Here is a 14,745-nt window from a genome sequence, read left to right as displayed (position 1 = left end):
TTTTCATCGCGCAAAAATATATTCTTCCCCCCTTCGTGTTTTATTTTTTTTGAAAAACGAAAGAGGTGTGGTCGATCACAATTTCAGCCCACTTCAGAACATCTTTTTTCCAGGAAAACGACCTTCATTGCAAAAATGAAACAGCGTGCTAAAAAAAATTCCATCCTTCATCATTTTATGAACATAATCATCGTAATACTTTGTTACACCGACGCGTCTGCCTGGGCAATGTCATTCCTTACTGTCCCTTTTAATTAAGGCGGCCCTCTATCCTGCAAGTCGTTTGTATTAATGAGAATTATAAACCTCTGGAGATGGAAAAATGAAACTGACCAAAACCTTGTTAAATCTGTGCATGGGTTCTGCCTTAGTACTGGCAGCTCAGGTGGCGTCTGCGCAAACGCTGCGTGCGGCAGATGTTCATCCGGCGGATTATCCGAACGTGGTTGCCGTAAAACATATGGGCGAAAAACTCAGCGCTGCGACCGACGGGCGTCTGGATATTAAAACCTTCCCTGGCGGTGTACTGGGTGATGAAAAGCAGATGATTGAGCAGGCGCAACTGGGTGCGATCGATATTATCCGCGTGTCGATGTCTCCGGTTGCTGCCATATTGCCAGAGATTAACGTTTTTACGCTGCCCTATATCTTCCGCGATGAAGATCACCTGCACAAGGTACTGGACGGGGCGATTGGTCAGGAAATTGGTGACAGGCTCACCGCCAACAGTCAGTCCCGACTGGTGTTTCTCGGCTGGATGGATGCCGGGACGCGCAACCTGATTACCAAGGATCCGGTGGTGAAACCGGAAGACCTGAAAGGGATGAAAATCCGTGTTCAGACCAGCCCGGTATCGCTCGATACCTTAAAAGCGATGGGGGCGAATGCGATTGCAATGGGCACCAGTGAAGTGTTCAGCGGGATGCAGACCGGGGTGATTGATGGCACGGAAAATAACCCACCGACCTTTGTTGCGCATAACTATCTGCCGGTCGCCAAAAATTACACCTGGAGTAAGCATTTCATTATTCCTGAACTGTTCCTGTTTTCAAAAGCTAAGTGGGACAAGCTGAAAAAAGAAGATCAGGAATTAATTATTAAACTGGCGAAAGAAGCACAAATGGAGCAGCGTCAACTCTGGGAAGCCTATAATGCGAAATCACTGGAAACGATGAAAGCGAATGGGGTGAATTTCCATGACATCGATACGGAATATTTCTATAAAGCCACACAGCCCGTCCGGGATCAATACGGTAAAGACCACCAGGATTTGATCAAGCGAATTCAGGATGTGAAGTAATTCATCAGGCGGGTGACGGAGGTCACCTGCCTGAATCGGTTATTCGTTCGAGGTGATGATTATGGGTGAATGTTATTCATCGGTAATGGATGTGCTGTATCGAATTTCAATGTGGATTGCCGGGCTGGCTTTATTGGTAATGGTGGCGGTTATTCCCGTGGGGATATTCGCGCGCTACGTGATGAACAGCGCGCTGTCATGGCCTGAGCCGGTCGCCATATTGTGTATGGTGACGTTCACCTTTATTGGTGCGGCGGTCAGCTATCGCGCGGGGTCGCATATTGCGGTCAGTATGGTGACCGATCGTCTTGGCGAAGTGGGGCGCCGGATCTGCTTTATCGTCGCCGATCTGATGCTGCTGGCGATCAGTATTTTTATTCTTTGGTACGGTTCGACGCTCTGTTATGAGTTGTGGCAACAACCCGTAGCAGAATTCCCAATTTTAACTGCCGGGGAAAACTATCTTCCGCTACCTGTCGGTTCGGCGATCACGCTGCTTTTCATCATCGAAAAGATTTGTCGTGGCAACCAGTATCAACGTCCCGTGGTCATGCTGGGTTCAACCAGTTGATGACCGAACCGACTTCATAGGGGAAAGCAGATGGATGCATTTATTCTCGTTTTTACGCTTGGCATCATGCTGGCGATAGGGGTGCCGGTGGCGTACGCGGTGGGGATCAGCGCGATCGTCGGGGCGTGGTATATCGACATCCCGCTGGAAGCGGTGATGATCCAGTTGACCAATGGTGTGAACAAATTCTCACTGTTGGCGATCCCGTTCTTCATTCTGGCTGGCGCCATTATGGCGGAAGGGGGGATTGCGCGGCGATTAGTGAACTTCGCCTATATCTTCGTTGGCTTCATTCGCGGCGGCCTGTCGCTGGTGAACATTGTGGCATCGACCTTCTTCGGCGCGATCTCAGGATCGTCAGTGGCGGACACCGCATCGATCGGTTCGGTGATGATCCCCGAAATGGATAAGAAGGGATATCCGCGCGACTTTGCCGCCGCGGTCACCGCCAGCGGTTCCGTGCAGGCAATCCTGACGCCGCCAAGCCATAACTCGGTAATTTACTCGCTGGCGACGGGCGGTACGGTGTCGATTGCCGCGCTGTTTATTGCCGGGATCCTGCCCGGGCTATTGCTGAGTTTTACCCTGATGGTGATGTGCGTGGGCTTTGCCCATAAGCGCGGCTACCCGAAAGGGGAGCGTGTGCCGTTCCGACAGGCGCTGAAGATCTTTCTCGATACGCTGTGGGGGCTGATGACGGTCGTCATCATTATGGGGGGGATCCTTTCTGGTATTTTTACCGCGACGGAATCGGCGGCGATCGCCTGCCTGTGGGCGTTCTTTGTCACCATGTTTATCTACCGCGACTATAAGTGGTCTGAACTGCCGAAGCTGATGTATCGCACTGTGAAGACCGTGACCATCGTGATGATCCTGATCGGTTTCGCGGCAGCGTTTGGCGCCATCATGACCTATATGCAGCTGCCGATGCGCATTACCGAAGCGTTTACCAGCATCTCGGATAATAAGTATGTCATCCTGATGTGCATTAATATCATGCTGCTGCTGATCGGTACGCTGATGGACATGGCGCCGCTGATCCTGATCCTGACCCCTGTGCTGCTGCCGGTCACTAACGCGCTCGGTATTGATCCGGTCCATTTCGGGATGATTATGCTGGTGAACCTGGGGATTGGCCTGATCACGCCGCCGGTGGGCTCAGTGCTGTTTGTTGCCAGTGCGGTGAGCAAGCAGAAGATTGAGCAGGTGGTGAAGGCGATGCTACCGTTTTATGCGGTGCTATTCCTGGTGCTCTTGCTGGTGACGTATATTCCGGCGATTTCGCTGTTCCTGCCGAAATTCTTTGGCGTGATGTGATGATGGTGCAGTGACGAAAATCCGGGCTGGTATGCCCGGATTTTTTATTGTTTAGCGACGAACGGCGATCGCTTCGATCTCAATCTTCACGTCTTTTGGCAGACGCGCCACTTCCACACAGGAACGTGCCGGGAAGGTGGCGTTATGCTCAGTGAAGAACGCTTCGTAGGTGGCGTTGACGGTGGCGAAATCGTTCAGATCTTTGACAAAGACGGTCGTTTTCACGATGTCGCCTACTTTCAGGCCTGCGGCTTCAACGATGGCTTTCACGTTTTCCAGCGACTGACGCGCCTGCGCGGAGACGTCGTCCGATACGCTGCCGGTTTTCGGGTCTACCGGAATCTGGCCGGAAGTGATGATCATGCTGCCCAGATCTACGCCCTGAACATATGGACCGATTGCTGCGGGTGCATTTTCCGTCGCGATAGTTTTGCTCATGATTTCTCCTGAAGTACAGCGGTTAATGAAATTTCTCTGGCATTATAGGGAGCCACGAATTTTTAACCAACCGCAATTAGTTGGCCAGCACCACATAATGAGAAAACTCTTTTTCGCAGTATTTGCATTTAAGTGCGATGTCATCCACGCGTTTTTTCACTGCGAAACTGGAAGAAACCGGCTCAGCGTGGCTGATGCAGTTGCTGTTTGGGCAGACCAGCACGCTGTCGATGCGGTCCGGCAGGCTTGGGCGTGATTTACCCACCACGTCGTAGTTGTCGATACGGTTAACGGTAGCCTGTGGCGCATACAGTGACAACTGGTTCACCTGCTCGGCGGTCAGGAAGGTATTCTCGATTTTAATCAGGTCCTTACGTCCCATTTCACCGGAAGGCAGATTAAGGCCGATGGTGATGCGCTGGTCGGTTTCAGTCAGCTTGAACAGGGTCAGCAATTTAAAGCCGATCTGGGCGGGAATATGGTCGATTACGGTGCCGCATTTGATCGCTTCAACCTGCAGTTTATTATCGTGTGTCATCTCGTTATCTCCCCTTACAGTGCCAAATCGCTAGTCAGAACCAATGCCAGTAACGCCTGGCGCGCGAAAATCCCGTTGCCTGCCTGCTGGAAGTACCAGGCGTGAGGCGTTTTATCCACGTCCGTGGCGATTTCATCTATACGTGGCAGCGGATGCAGTACCTTCATGTTTTCCCGCGCCCCCGTCAGGTCGCTGGCGCGCAGAACAAACTGGGCCTTCACGTTGGCGTATTCTGAAGGATCCAGACGCTCTTTCTGCACGCGGGTCATGTACAGAATGTCCACCTCCGCCATCACTTCCTCGATTGAGGCGTGCAGGCTCCAGGCAATGCCTTTTTCGTCGAGCATATCGAGAATGTACTGCGGCATCGCCAGCGCATCCGGGGCGATGAAGTAGAAGCGGTTGCCATCAAACTTCGCCAGCGCCTGGGTCAGGGAGTGGACGGTACGGCCATATTTCAGGTCGCCGACCATCGCCACATGCAGGTTGTTCAGACGCCCTTGCGTTTCCTGAATGGTGAACAGATCCAGCAGCGTCTGGGTCGGATGCTGATTCGAACCGTCGCCGGCGTTCAGTACCGGCACCTTACCGGAGAATTCGGTCGCCAGACGCGCCGCGCCTTCCTGCGGGTGGCGCATCACGATCGCGTCAACGTAGGTGCTGATTACAGAGATGGTATCTGCCAGCGTCTCGCCTTTTTTACCCAGCGACGTATTGGCGCTGTCGGAAAAGCCGACCACGCTGGCGCCCAGGCGGTGCATAGAGGTTTCAAACGACAGGCGGGTACGGGTCGAGGCTTCAAAGAAGCAACTGGCAATCACCTTGTGTTTGAGCAGTTCCGGCTGAGGGTTAGCTTTTAATTTCGCCGCTGTCGCCAGCACCAGATTGAGGTCGTCGCGACTGAGGTCGTTTATGGAAATGATGTGTTTTTGATATAGCGGGTTAGCCATGTTTATCTCCTGACGCCTGGGCAAAAAAAAAGCCCCTCATTTGAGGGGCTGGGAATAGGTGATCAACGGAAAGAAAAACGGCAGGCCAGCGTCTGCTTTCAGACGCGGTAAGACAGAATGTCGTACACACTGGACCATACTTCCTCCCGGCAAATTGTCCGCGATTATACTCAGCTCCGTTTGTGGATCAAGCAAAAAATGCCGTTTTTATTCAACGCAAACGGTTTTAATGAATATCAATTCATTTTAAGTAAATAATTAATCTGCTTGTGGACCAGGGCGGTACGCTGAACCACCCGCGGAGCAACCCAGACAATACTGCTACCCGCAACCACGCCCAGGATTTCCGGCAGAGCATGATAATCGAGGATCCGGGCGACGGCGCGACCATATCCGGCCGCTGTATGGATAAGGATAAATTCGCTGTTATGCTCCACGCTCACCACCATTTCAGAAATGGAACGGGCGGCATCGGGGGCTGGACGCAATTGCGGATTGACGGAATAAATTTTTTGCCCTTTCGTATTTCTAATTTTTATAACGCCAAGAATTTTGAGCAGGCGGGAAACCGTCGACTGGCTGATGGTTTCAAAGCCGTAGTTTTGCAGATCGCGGCGGATCTCCTCCTGTGAGAGGTAACTTTTCTCGCCAATCAGGCGCTGACAAACAGAGAGCTGTAGTTCTTCTTTTTCTGAAGCGGGTTGGTAAAGTTTCATCATCAGTTAGTCCAGTGTAATCAGCCGAAGATAACAACCAATAGGTCTGCCCAATGTTTCTATTTTTAATTGATGACCCACTAAGCAAACGTTCTCCATTTCAACCGGGATGTCTTTGATCGGCTTATTGAAATTTGACTGGAGTGCGCTTCAGCATCCTGACGGATGGCATCTGCATGAGAAAATATTCCACTTAGTCGTCTAAGGGAAGGCGGAGTTTTGCCGTTTCGTCTTCCCTGTATGGACGTGCTTCAACTGAGCGTGAGCACGCCGGTCGCCAACAGATAGACCGCGTAGATCCCTGCGGCCACCACCATAATAGCCAGAACGATCTCTATTGGATTGAAAAGTCTTCCATTTTTCTCCTTTCGTGCCCAGACATAGAAAATGATACCGAGGGCGTAAAGAATCATCGACAGCAACAGATATTCCATCCCGGCGGCATAGACCAGCCAGGCGCCATAGAGCGTGGCCAGCGCGCCGATAATGATGTCGCGGGTGACGGAACGTTGTTCATCACGGTTATAACCGTCCTTCTGCCACGCCACTTTCAGGGCATACAGACCGCTGAGAAAATAGGGGATCAGGATCATGGAGGTGGCAAGCAGCAGCAGCGCAAGATACCCCGCCTGTTGGAAATGGGCGATGATCAGGAACAGTTGGGTCAGACCATTGGTCAGCAGCAGCGCATTGACCGGTGCCTGGTTGGCGTTTTCCTTGCCCAGGAATTTGGGCATCGTGCCGTCTTTACCGGCCATGTACGCCGTTTCCGCAGACAATAACGTCCAGGCCAGCAGCGCGGCGCCGACGGAAACGATAAGACCGATATTCATCAGTGCCGCGCCCCACGGCCCGACCGCAGCAGCCAGTACGCCTGCGGTAGAAGGGTTCTTCAACTGTGCGAGTTCTGGCTGTGACAGAACGCCAAGCGACAGAACCGACACGGCTACAAACAGCAGGATTGAGATGAAAAATCCAATCATAGTGGCTTTCCCCACGTCTGATTTTTTCATCGCCCGGCCCGAATACATCGCAGCGCCTTCAATACCGATGAAAACCCAGGTGGTGACCAGCATGATGTTTTTCACTTGATCCATGACGGAGCCAAGCTGTTCATTGCCCCAGAATTCAATCTTAAAGGTGCGAACCTGAAAGGCGACGCTGACCAGCACGACAAACATGATCAGAGGAACCACTTTCGCGACCGTGCCGATCAAATTGAGCAAGGCTGCGCCCTGCACGCCGCGACAGATCAGGAAATGCAGGCTCCAGAGCAGAATTGAACCCACAATCAGCGCAGAAAGGGTGGTGCCATCGCCAAAGAAACCGAGCGCGCTGAAGGAGCCGAGGGCGGAACAGATCACCACGTAGTACGACACGTTGCCGATCCACGCCGAGATCCAGTAACCCCACGCGGAGTTAAAACCGATGTACTCGCCAAAGCCGGCGCGGGCGTAGCCATACACACCGCCTTCCACTTCACTTTTGCGGTGCGCCAGCGTCTGGAAGACAAAGGCGAGGGTTAACATGCCAATAAAAGTAATTCCCCAGCCGATCAGGATCGCGCCGGCACCCGCTTTAGCCGCCATGTTCTGGGGGAGAGAAAATACCCCGGCGGCAATCAGCGCACTGACCACGAGCGCCGTTAGCGCGGGAAGTTTGAGCTTACCGTCGGACAGGGAGGCCGTAGCATCCGCAGCCGGTTTGCTGGTATCAAGAGCAGTCATGAAGAGAGTCCTCAATCTGACAGAGAGTGATTTTTAGAAGTAGCTGTATTGCTTGCCGACGTATTCGGAAGTCATGCACTGCAAGACGCCGCTGTATCCCAGGGAGAAATAGACGATGTCGCCCACCTGATATCCCGATGCGGAGTGGGTGACATCGAGGATCAGGTGATCGGAACTGGCGCCGAGCACTTTGACGCCGGGATCAAATGGCCGGAGCTGGGAGAAGGAGACGTCCTGTTCGCCGAGCGCGGCCAGCGCCCGGTGGTGTACGCCAAGATCTTCGAATACCGGCTTCCTTCCCATGGCATCCAGCGCCGTGGAGTGATGTGGAACCGAAGGTTTGTCTTTCAGCTCGATGATCTCCACGCCGAGCTTGATTGCATCCTGGCGGGTCTCGGGGATTGGCTCGTCATTCAGGCCAAATCCCATAATGAGAGATGCGCCGAGCCGTAACTGGTTGACGCCCGTCGGTAAACCACCGTTGATCAGCAGGAACAGCGCGGCGGAACTGGCGCCGGAAATCGTGCGCAGTGTAATACCCAGCTCGTCTTCGATCTGATGGGCGAGATCGACCAGAGCCTGTTGGTTTTCGGTGGTGGGTTCCACCCCGCCGTAGCAGGCGAGATTGGCGCCAAGTCCTTCCAGCGTCAGCCCCGGCAGTTCTTTGTGCACCAGGCGCGCGAGGCGACGCGTCTCCTGTGGATCCAGGCAGCCTTCGCGCAGATCGCCCAGGTCATGCATCAGAATCACCCGGTGCGTTTTGTTCTGCGCCATGGCTGCCGCAGAGAGTGCCTGCAACGTATGTTCTTCGGAGTTCAGCGAGATATCCGCATAGGCCACGATGTCATGTGCAAGGCTTATCTGCGGCAGGCGCAGCAGCAGTTTATCGACGGGCAGGTCGGCGATTTTTTTGAGATTCTGGATGCGGGAATCCGCAATCGTGCTGATGCCCGCATCAATCATGGCTCTGGCGACATTCGCGGCTTCACAGCTCAGCTTATTGACGCCGACAGGCTCTACGCCATGCTCGCGGCACAGCGCGATCAGCCTCCGTGTGTTGTCACGAATGACCGAAAGATTAACGAAAAGGCATGGAAAATCCTGGTTTCGCATAATGGGTCTCCTTACGTGGGCGCGGGTCAGGAAGGCACCCGCGCCCGGTGCGTTCGGTCCAGTCGCTACCGTGCGGATGTGTCGCCGAGCGTCGCCACCATCACTGCTTTGATGGTGTGCATGCGGTTTTCCGCTTCGTCGAACACGATGGAGTGTGCGGATTCGAAAACCTCTTCCGTCACTTCCAGCCCTTTCAGGCCGTAGGCGGCTTCGATTTCACGTCCCACTTTGGTGTGTTCGTTATGGAAGGCGGGCAGACAGTGCATGAACTTGACGTCGGGGTTACCGGTGGCGTTGATGACCTTCTGGTTGATCTGGTACGGGGTCATCAGGCTGACGCGCTCAGCCCAGGCCTCTTTCGGTTCACCCATTGAGACCCAGACGTCGGTGTAGAGGAAATCGACGTCGTAGACGCCTTCTTCCACATCGTCCGTCAGCGTGATGCGCGCCCCGGTGGTGCTGGCGATGTCGCGACATTGCGCAACCAGCGCTTCATCCGGCCAGAAGGATTTTGGCGCGACGAGGCGAATATCCATGCCCATCTTCGCGGCACCCACCATCAGCGAATTCCCCATGTTGTTGCGCGCGTCGCCAAGGTAGGCGAAGCTCAGTTCGGGAAGCGTTTTCCCCGGTGCGTGCTCCAGCATGGTCATCAGATCCGCGAGGATCTGCGTGGGATGGAATTCGTCGGTCAGACCGTTCCACACCGGTACTCCCGCGTATTGCCCCAGTTCCTCGACGATCTGCTGACCGAACCCGCGGTATTCGATGCCGTCGTACATCCGGCCCAGTACGCGGGCGGTATCTTTCATCGACTCTTTATGCCCAATCTGCGAGCCGCTGGGGCCGAGGTAAGTGACCTGCGCGCCCTGGTCGAATGCCCCAACTTCAAAGGCACAGCGGGTGCGGGTAGAGGTTTTTTCGAATATCAGCGCAATGTTTTTCCCGATAAGCGTTTGCTTTTCGCGCCCTGCTTTTTTCGCCGCCTTGAGTTCAATGGCGAGATCGATCAGGTACTGGATCTCCGCCGGGCTGAAATCGAGAAGCTTGAGGAAATTGCGGTTTTTCAGTGAAATAGCCATTCATAGTGTCCTTGTTAAAATGAACTGCCTGATGACGCTGCGCTTATCAGGCCTACGGAGGTGAATCGGTGTAGGCCGGATAAGGCGACGCCGTCATCCGGCAAAAAAGCCTTAAGCGATAACATCAGCGGCTTCTCGCCGAATCAGGGTGCCTTTGTCTCCGGCGAGAATGGCCGGGCCATCGGCCAGCGAACCGATGCCCGCAATACCGTGGCAGCGGCTGACAAAATCGGCGCAGGCGCTGACTTTTGGCCCCATCGAGCCGGCGTCAAACTGCATTTCGCTCAACAGTTCCGGCGTCACCTGCGCCAGGGGACGCTGGGTCGGTTTGCCCCAGTCGAGGTACACCGCGTCGGCATCGGTCAGGATCAGCAGCGCATCGGCGTGGATCTGGCTGGCGAGTAGCGCGGCGGAAAGGTCTTTGTCGATCACCGCTTCGAGGCCGTGGTAACCGTCGGCTTTCTCGACAACCGGCACGCCGCCGCCGCCGTTACAGATGACCAGATGATCGCGGGCGATGAGCGCCTGGATGGCGTCGCTTTCAACAATGCGTTTCGGCTGTGGTGAGGGCACCACGCGGCGGAACGCTTTGCCGTCCGCTTTGAAGACCCAACCTTTTTCGGCCTGTAACGCCTCGGCCTGGGCAGGGTCATAAACCGGACCGATATACTTGGTCGGGTTGTGAAAGGCCGGATCGTCAGGGTCCACTTCCACCTGCGTGAGCAGGACGCTGATTTCCCGCTGCGGCAGTTGATTCTTCAGCGCCTGTTGCAGCATGTAGCCGATCATCCCCTGACTTTCCGCGCCGAGAATATCCAGCGGATAGGGCGTAACGCGGTCATAAGCGCTGTTCTGCAATGCCAGCAACCCCACCTGCGGGCCGTTTCCGTGTACCAGTACCACCCGCCACTGCCCGGTGAGTTGGGCGATGGTTTTTGCTGCAAGGATGATATTTTTGCGCTGGATATCGGCTTCCAGCGGTTCGCCGCGCTTGAGCAACGCATTGCCGCCGAGGGCAACAACCAGAGTCGGTTTGTTTTGCATGGTGGGTTCCTTAAATGCCATCGCGTTCCAGTGGGCAACTCATGCAGCGCGCGCCGCCGCGCCCGCGCCCCAGTTCGTCACCCGGGATCGGCAGCACGGTGATGCCGGCTTTGTCGTATTTCTCGTTGGTCCAGATGTTGCGCTCGTAGCCCACGACGACGCCGGGGCGCAGCGTCAGGACGTTGTTAGCGTCGTTCCACTGTTCACGTTCGGCTTCAAAGGCGTCGCCGCCGGTGGTGATTAAGCGCACCTGATCAATACCGAGCGCTTTCTCAATGGCGTTAACCAGCGTGCGTTCTTCGGTACGCTTCAGGCCACCGCGACCGTCTGGCGTCAGGGTCCAGCACTGCACGTCCTGACGCACCACTTCCGGGTAGACGGAGAAGGTGTCGATATCGATGTGGGTCATGACGGTGTCGAGGTGCATACAGGAACGATGTTTGGGGAGTTCAACGGCGATCACCCGTTCGGCCTGATGATGTTTAAACAACGACCGGGCAAGAAACTCGATTCCCTGCGGCGTCGTGCGTTCAGACATGCCGATCAGCACCGCACCGCGCCCGATCACCAGCACATCGCCGCCTTCTAAGGTTGCATGGTCGTAATTGATATTCTCGTCGCCGAAATATTTAATAAAATCGCCGTCGGCAAATTGCGGATGCCAGCGATAGATGGCCCGTAGATTATTGGTTTCACGCTGGCGAGCCGGTTTAGCCATTGGGTTAATAGAGACGCCGTTATATATCCAGCAGGAGGTGTCGCGAGTAAATAAATGGTTTGGCAATGGCTTCATAATAAAGTCATTAATATCGTGGGTATCCACCACCATATTTTTAATTGAGGCGGGAATTTCACCGTAGGTGAGTCCACCGCTTAAATGACGGGCCAGTTCCCGGTGCGGCATATCAGCCAGCCAGGCGCGGATGTCGGTGGCGAAAGTCGGGCCAAGTCGGTAATCCGAGATTTGCGTTTCCAGTAGCCAGCTTTTGGCATCCGCGATATCCAGCGTTTGTGTCAGTAAATCAGTCAGTAACAGAACTTCGATACCCTGCTCGCGTAACGTGTTGGCGAAAATATCATGCTCTTCACCTGCGCGTTCGACGGACAGTACGTCATCAAACAGCAGCTCCTGGCAGTTAGACGGCGTGAGGCGTTTCAGGCTGAGATTAGGGCGATGCAACATCACACTGCGTAGTTGGCCGATTTCAGAACCGACATAATGTTTTTCCATTACGATACCTTTCACTCTATTTCAGGAATAAAAAGGGGGTGGCTGCGAATAATGAAAATGCTCGCAGTCATAACTGTTCCTATATTTTTCGAGAGGCATCATTGAATTATTTAGGGGGCAGGAATGTGATGGATTTCACATCCGTTTGGTTATTTGTTTTTTCTTAATTAATATATGACAGAGGTCTGAGAAATAACAAAAATAAAAAGTCTTTACCTGAATCACTACGCAGTTATACGTCAGATTATTCTGTGGTGTTAATTATTTGTTGGTTAGGGTACAAAATAAAATAAATGTAACACCATGATTTTTATGAAGTAATAATAATTTAATGCATAGATATGCGTATTGTGAATTATATTATTTGGGCTATAAAGTAAATTGAGCAATAAGTATGGCGATTATCATTAATTAAGCAGTGAAAATGAATTGTGATCGACTAATGGTTTTTCTTGAAAATCTTTCTATAACAATAAGTTGATGTCGTTACTTGTTATCCGTGTTTACATTTTATGCATTAAAGATGCATAGATCGCTGTTTAGCGTTAACAGACAATCAACAACTTCAGCGATAAACATGCGCTGACGCAAAACTTTGCAAGATAGCGATGGCACGATCGGGTTTTTTTCCGTATAACAAACAAAATTGAAACGCTGTTTTGAATAAGGGGTGTGAGATGATCGTTGGAAATATTCACCATCTGCAATCCTGGCTTCCTGAAGAACTTCGCCAGGCGATTGAGTACATTAAGGCAAACGTCACGGAAACGACGGAGAAGGGGAAACACGAGATCGATGGTAGTCGTCTGTTCTATCTGATTTCTGAAGATATGACCGAGCCGTTCGAGAAGCGCCGGGCGGAGTATCACGCGCGCTATCTGGATATTCAGATCGTGCTGAAAGGGCAGGAAGGGATGACCTTCAGCGTTCTGCCTGCTGGTAAACCGGATACCGACTGGCTGGCTGATAAAGACATCGCCTTTTTAGCGGAGGGTGAGCAGGAGAAAACGCTGATCCTGAATGAAGGTGACTTTGTCGTCTTTTATCCGCAAGAAGTGCACAAGCCGCTGTGCGCCGTCGGCACGCCTGCACCGGTGCGCAAAGCGGTGGTAAAACTGCTGGTGGCTTAAACAGAAAAGGCAGAATTTGCGCAGTCGCTCCCTGAATCGGAGCGGCTGTCCTTTTTATGATTTACTCTGCATTCGTCCGTATCGAACCTTGCGCCTGTGCGAGCGGAAAAAATAGCAAACTGCATTTATATTCATTAAGGAGTGAACCGAACGGTAAAAGACAGTTTATTTCAGCGATTAAGAGTGTACCGCGATCACATTATTTACTTATATATTTAAATATATAACGGTGGCCTGGTTTTAGTTAATCGTTGTATATTTAATTTTATATCGATATCGGCATAACTTCAGTCACAACATACAGTTAGCAGTAACCTTCCCTGTAAACTTTCAAAAACTCGATCAAAAGCACGTTTAACTCTTTCTGGTTAATAACACTTTTGTGTTACATCAATTCTTGTTGAAAAATCATCCAGCAAAATACATTACACAAAATTAAATATTAACTTTTGAATTAATTTCAGGGCAAGGTATGAATAAAAAATGGAAGTGGATAGCGGGTCTTGTATTCGTGGGTATTCTGCTGGGGGGAACACTCGCGCTGTCATCTGTATGGATGATGCATAAAACGTCAGAGACCTCGTTTTGTCTCTCCTGCCACACAATGCAAGCACCCTATGAAGAGTACCAGGGGTCTGCGCACTTTATGAACCAAAAAGGTATCCGTGCGGAGTGCAGTGATTGCCACATTCCGCAATCAGGTATGGATTACCTGGTAACCAAAGTTCGGGCCAGTAAGGATATCTGGCATGAGTTTGCCACCGGCAAAATTGATACGCCGGAAAAATATGAGGCGCATCGCCTCGGGATGGCGGAGACCGTCTGGGAGCAGATGAAAGCCAACGACTCGGCAACCTGCCGCTCGTGCCACCAGTTTGACGCCATGGATTTACAAAAGCAGAGTGCCGATGCGCAGAAAATGCATGCGCTGGGTATCAAAGAAAAACAAACCTGTATTGATTGCCATAAAGGTATCGCGCACTTCCCGCCTGAAATCACGATTGACACCAAAGCACATGATGCGTTGATGGAAAACGCACGCCAGACGCCGGTTGATGCGAAGGAAGTGTACCCCGTCGCGCCTGCCGCACTGGGTAACCTGGGCACGGTTTATCCGGCCACCAAACTGAACGTGGTGGGGCATTCCGGCGATGCGCGAGAAGTGGAGATTATCGGTAGTCAAATGCAGGGCGCTGAACAGGTGATTTACTTCGCGGCGGGTCAGCGTTTGGTCCTTGCCACACTTACCGACGAAGGTCAAAAAGCGCTTAAAATCTCCAGCGACTGGGAAAAGGATCCTTACGGAAACGCATGGCGCAATGTATCTCTACGCGCACCTCTGGCTGAACCCGCACTGAGTAAACCCGACGTGATCTGGGATTACGCCAAAACTCTCGACAAAACGTATTGTTCCGGATGTCATGCGCCGATTTCCTCCGAACATTACACCTTAAATGCCTGGCCTTCCGTAGCAAAAGGGATGGGCGCGAGAACGGATATTAGCGCTGAGGATTTAGACATCCTGACTCGCTGGTTCCAGTATCACGCCAAAGATTTTACCTCTAAGGAATAACTAACAATTACGATT

14 protein-coding genes and 1 pseudogene are annotated in these 14,745 nt (G+C 52.5%); 5 read left to right on the top strand and 10 right to left on the bottom strand.

From position 1 onward, the window contains the following. The first annotated feature begins 322 nt into the window (after positions 1 to 322). The 3 genes from QNN88_RS10850 to QNN88_RS10840 all read left to right on the top strand — a co-directional run bounded on the left by QNN88_RS10850 (position 323) and on the right by QNN88_RS10840 (position 3,188). Positions 323 to 1,300, top strand: coding sequence for a TRAP transporter substrate-binding protein (locus QNN88_RS10850; RefSeq protein WP_414240221.1), 978 nt, complete (start codon positions 323 to 325; stop codon positions 1,298 to 1,300). 61 nt (positions 1,301 to 1,361) lie between these two features. Then, entirely contained in the window at positions 1,362 to 1,871 is a 510-nt protein-coding gene (locus tag QNN88_RS10845; protein WP_414240220.1) for a TRAP transporter small permease, read from the top strand. Between the two features lie 30 nt (positions 1,872 to 1,901). Next, positions 1,902 to 3,188 carry a TRAP transporter large permease gene (locus tag QNN88_RS10840; protein ID WP_042999236.1) on the top strand — a complete coding sequence of 429 codons (1,287 nt, stop codon included), beginning with the start codon at positions 1,902 to 1,904 and terminating at the stop codon, positions 3,186 to 3,188. Between the two features lie 51 nt (positions 3,189 to 3,239). Here QNN88_RS10840 and ridA read toward each other — a convergent pair whose 3' ends face one another. From ridA to arcA, 10 genes and pseudogenes are all read right to left on the bottom strand, one after another. Further along, the gene (gene ridA / locus QNN88_RS10835) at positions 3,240 to 3,626 is read right to left on the bottom strand and encodes a 2-iminobutanoate/2-iminopropanoate deaminase (RefSeq protein ID WP_042999238.1); all 387 of its coding nucleotides are present in this window, start codon (positions 3,624 to 3,626) and stop codon (positions 3,240 to 3,242) included. Positions 3,627 to 3,702: 76 nt separating this feature from the next. Further along, the gene (pyrI, locus tag QNN88_RS10830) at positions 3,703 to 4,164 is read right to left on the bottom strand and encodes an aspartate carbamoyltransferase regulatory subunit (protein WP_414240219.1); all 462 of its coding nucleotides are present in this window, start codon (positions 4,162 to 4,164) and stop codon (positions 3,703 to 3,705) included. Positions 4,165 to 4,178: 14 nt separating this feature from the next. After that, positions 4,179 to 5,114, bottom strand: coding sequence for an aspartate carbamoyltransferase (pyrB, locus tag QNN88_RS10825; protein ID WP_414240218.1), 936 nt, complete (start codon positions 5,112 to 5,114; stop codon positions 4,179 to 4,181). Between the two features lie 2 nt (positions 5,115 to 5,116). Further along, positions 5,117 to 5,252 (bottom strand): annotated as a pseudogene (gene pyrL, locus QNN88_RS10820) (pyr operon leader peptide). 98 nt (positions 5,253 to 5,350) lie between these two features. Then, complete coding sequence (locus QNN88_RS10815) at positions 5,351 to 5,830, bottom strand: arginine repressor (protein ID WP_414240239.1); 480 nt, start codon at positions 5,828 to 5,830, stop codon at positions 5,351 to 5,353. A 251-nt stretch (positions 5,831 to 6,081) separates the two neighbouring features. After that, positions 6,082 to 7,557: an arginine-ornithine antiporter gene (gene arcD, locus QNN88_RS10810; protein WP_414240217.1), complete on the bottom strand. Its 1,476-nt coding sequence runs from the start codon at positions 7,555 to 7,557 to the stop codon at positions 6,082 to 6,084. 33 nt (positions 7,558 to 7,590) lie between these two features. After that, the gene (locus QNN88_RS10805; RefSeq protein WP_414240216.1) at positions 7,591 to 8,670 is read right to left on the bottom strand and encodes an alanine/ornithine racemase family PLP-dependent enzyme; all 1,080 of its coding nucleotides are present in this window, start codon (positions 8,668 to 8,670) and stop codon (positions 7,591 to 7,593) included. Positions 8,671 to 8,735: 65 nt separating this feature from the next. After that, entirely contained in the window at positions 8,736 to 9,752 is a 1,017-nt protein-coding gene (argF, locus tag QNN88_RS10800) for an ornithine carbamoyltransferase (protein WP_414240215.1), read from the bottom strand. Between the two features lie 111 nt (positions 9,753 to 9,863). Next, positions 9,864 to 10,796, bottom strand: a complete 933-nt coding sequence (arcC, locus tag QNN88_RS10795; protein WP_414240214.1) for a carbamate kinase — start codon at positions 10,794 to 10,796, stop codon at positions 9,864 to 9,866. Positions 10,797 to 10,806: 10 nt separating this feature from the next. Beyond that, positions 10,807 to 12,027 (bottom strand): arginine deiminase, encoded by a 1,221-nt coding sequence (gene arcA, locus QNN88_RS10790; protein ID WP_414240213.1) that lies wholly within the window; start codon positions 12,025 to 12,027, stop codon positions 10,807 to 10,809. A 677-nt stretch (positions 12,028 to 12,704) separates the two neighbouring features. Between arcA and QNN88_RS10785 the strand changes: the two genes are divergently transcribed. Further along, on the top strand, positions 12,705 to 13,157 hold the full coding sequence (locus QNN88_RS10785; protein WP_414240212.1) for a YhcH/YjgK/YiaL family protein: 453 nt from the start codon (positions 12,705 to 12,707) through the stop codon (positions 13,155 to 13,157). Between the two features lie 472 nt (positions 13,158 to 13,629). After that, positions 13,630 to 14,730, top strand: a complete 1,101-nt coding sequence (locus QNN88_RS10780; protein ID WP_414240211.1) for a NapC/NirT family cytochrome c — start codon at positions 13,630 to 13,632, stop codon at positions 14,728 to 14,730. The last annotated feature ends 15 nt before the right edge of the window (positions 14,731 to 14,745 follow it).

Origin of the sequence: Citrobacter sp. ANG330, from assembly GCF_047467925.1 — a bacterium.
Taxonomy (GTDB): Bacteria; Pseudomonadota; Gammaproteobacteria; order Enterobacterales; family Enterobacteriaceae; genus Citrobacter_A; species Citrobacter_A amalonaticus_G.
Note: the sequence above shows the minus strand (reverse complement) of the source record. Positions and strands in the feature narration are given on the sequence as shown.

Coding starts and splice junctions, on each gene's coding strand:
- QNN88_RS10850 (WP_414240221.1), top strand. CDS start 323: ATGAAACTGACCAAAACCTTGTTAAATCTGTGCATGGGTTCTGCCTTA.
- QNN88_RS10845 (WP_414240220.1), top strand. CDS start 1,362: ATGGGTGAATGTTATTCATCGGTAATGGATGTGCTGTATCGAATTTCA.
- QNN88_RS10840 (WP_042999236.1), top strand. CDS start 1,902: ATGGATGCATTTATTCTCGTTTTTACGCTTGGCATCATGCTGGCGATA.
- ridA (WP_042999238.1), bottom strand. CDS start 3,626: ATGAGCAAAACTATCGCGACGGAAAATGCACCCGCAGCAATCGGTCCA.
- pyrI (WP_414240219.1), bottom strand. CDS start 4,164: ATGACACACGATAATAAACTGCAGGTTGAAGCGATCAAATGCGGCACC.
- pyrB (WP_414240218.1), bottom strand. CDS start 5,114: ATGGCTAACCCGCTATATCAAAAACACATCATTTCCATAAACGACCTC.
- QNN88_RS10815 (WP_414240239.1), bottom strand. CDS start 5,830: ATGAAACTTTACCAACCCGCTTCAGAAAAAGAAGAACTACAGCTCTCT.
- arcD (WP_414240217.1), bottom strand. CDS start 7,557: ATGACTGCTCTTGATACCAGCAAACCGGCTGCGGATGCTACGGCCTCC.
- QNN88_RS10805 (WP_414240216.1), bottom strand. CDS start 8,670: ATGCGAAACCAGGATTTTCCATGCCTTTTCGTTAATCTTTCGGTCATT.
- argF (WP_414240215.1), bottom strand. CDS start 9,752: ATGGCTATTTCACTGAAAAACCGCAATTTCCTCAAGCTTCTCGATTTC.
- arcC (WP_414240214.1), bottom strand. CDS start 10,796: ATGCAAAACAAACCGACTCTGGTTGTTGCCCTCGGCGGCAATGCGTTG.
- arcA (WP_414240213.1), bottom strand. CDS start 12,027: ATGGAAAAACATTATGTCGGTTCTGAAATCGGCCAACTACGCAGTGTG.
- QNN88_RS10785 (WP_414240212.1), top strand. CDS start 12,705: ATGATCGTTGGAAATATTCACCATCTGCAATCCTGGCTTCCTGAAGAA.
- QNN88_RS10780 (WP_414240211.1), top strand. CDS start 13,630: ATGAATAAAAAATGGAAGTGGATAGCGGGTCTTGTATTCGTGGGTATT.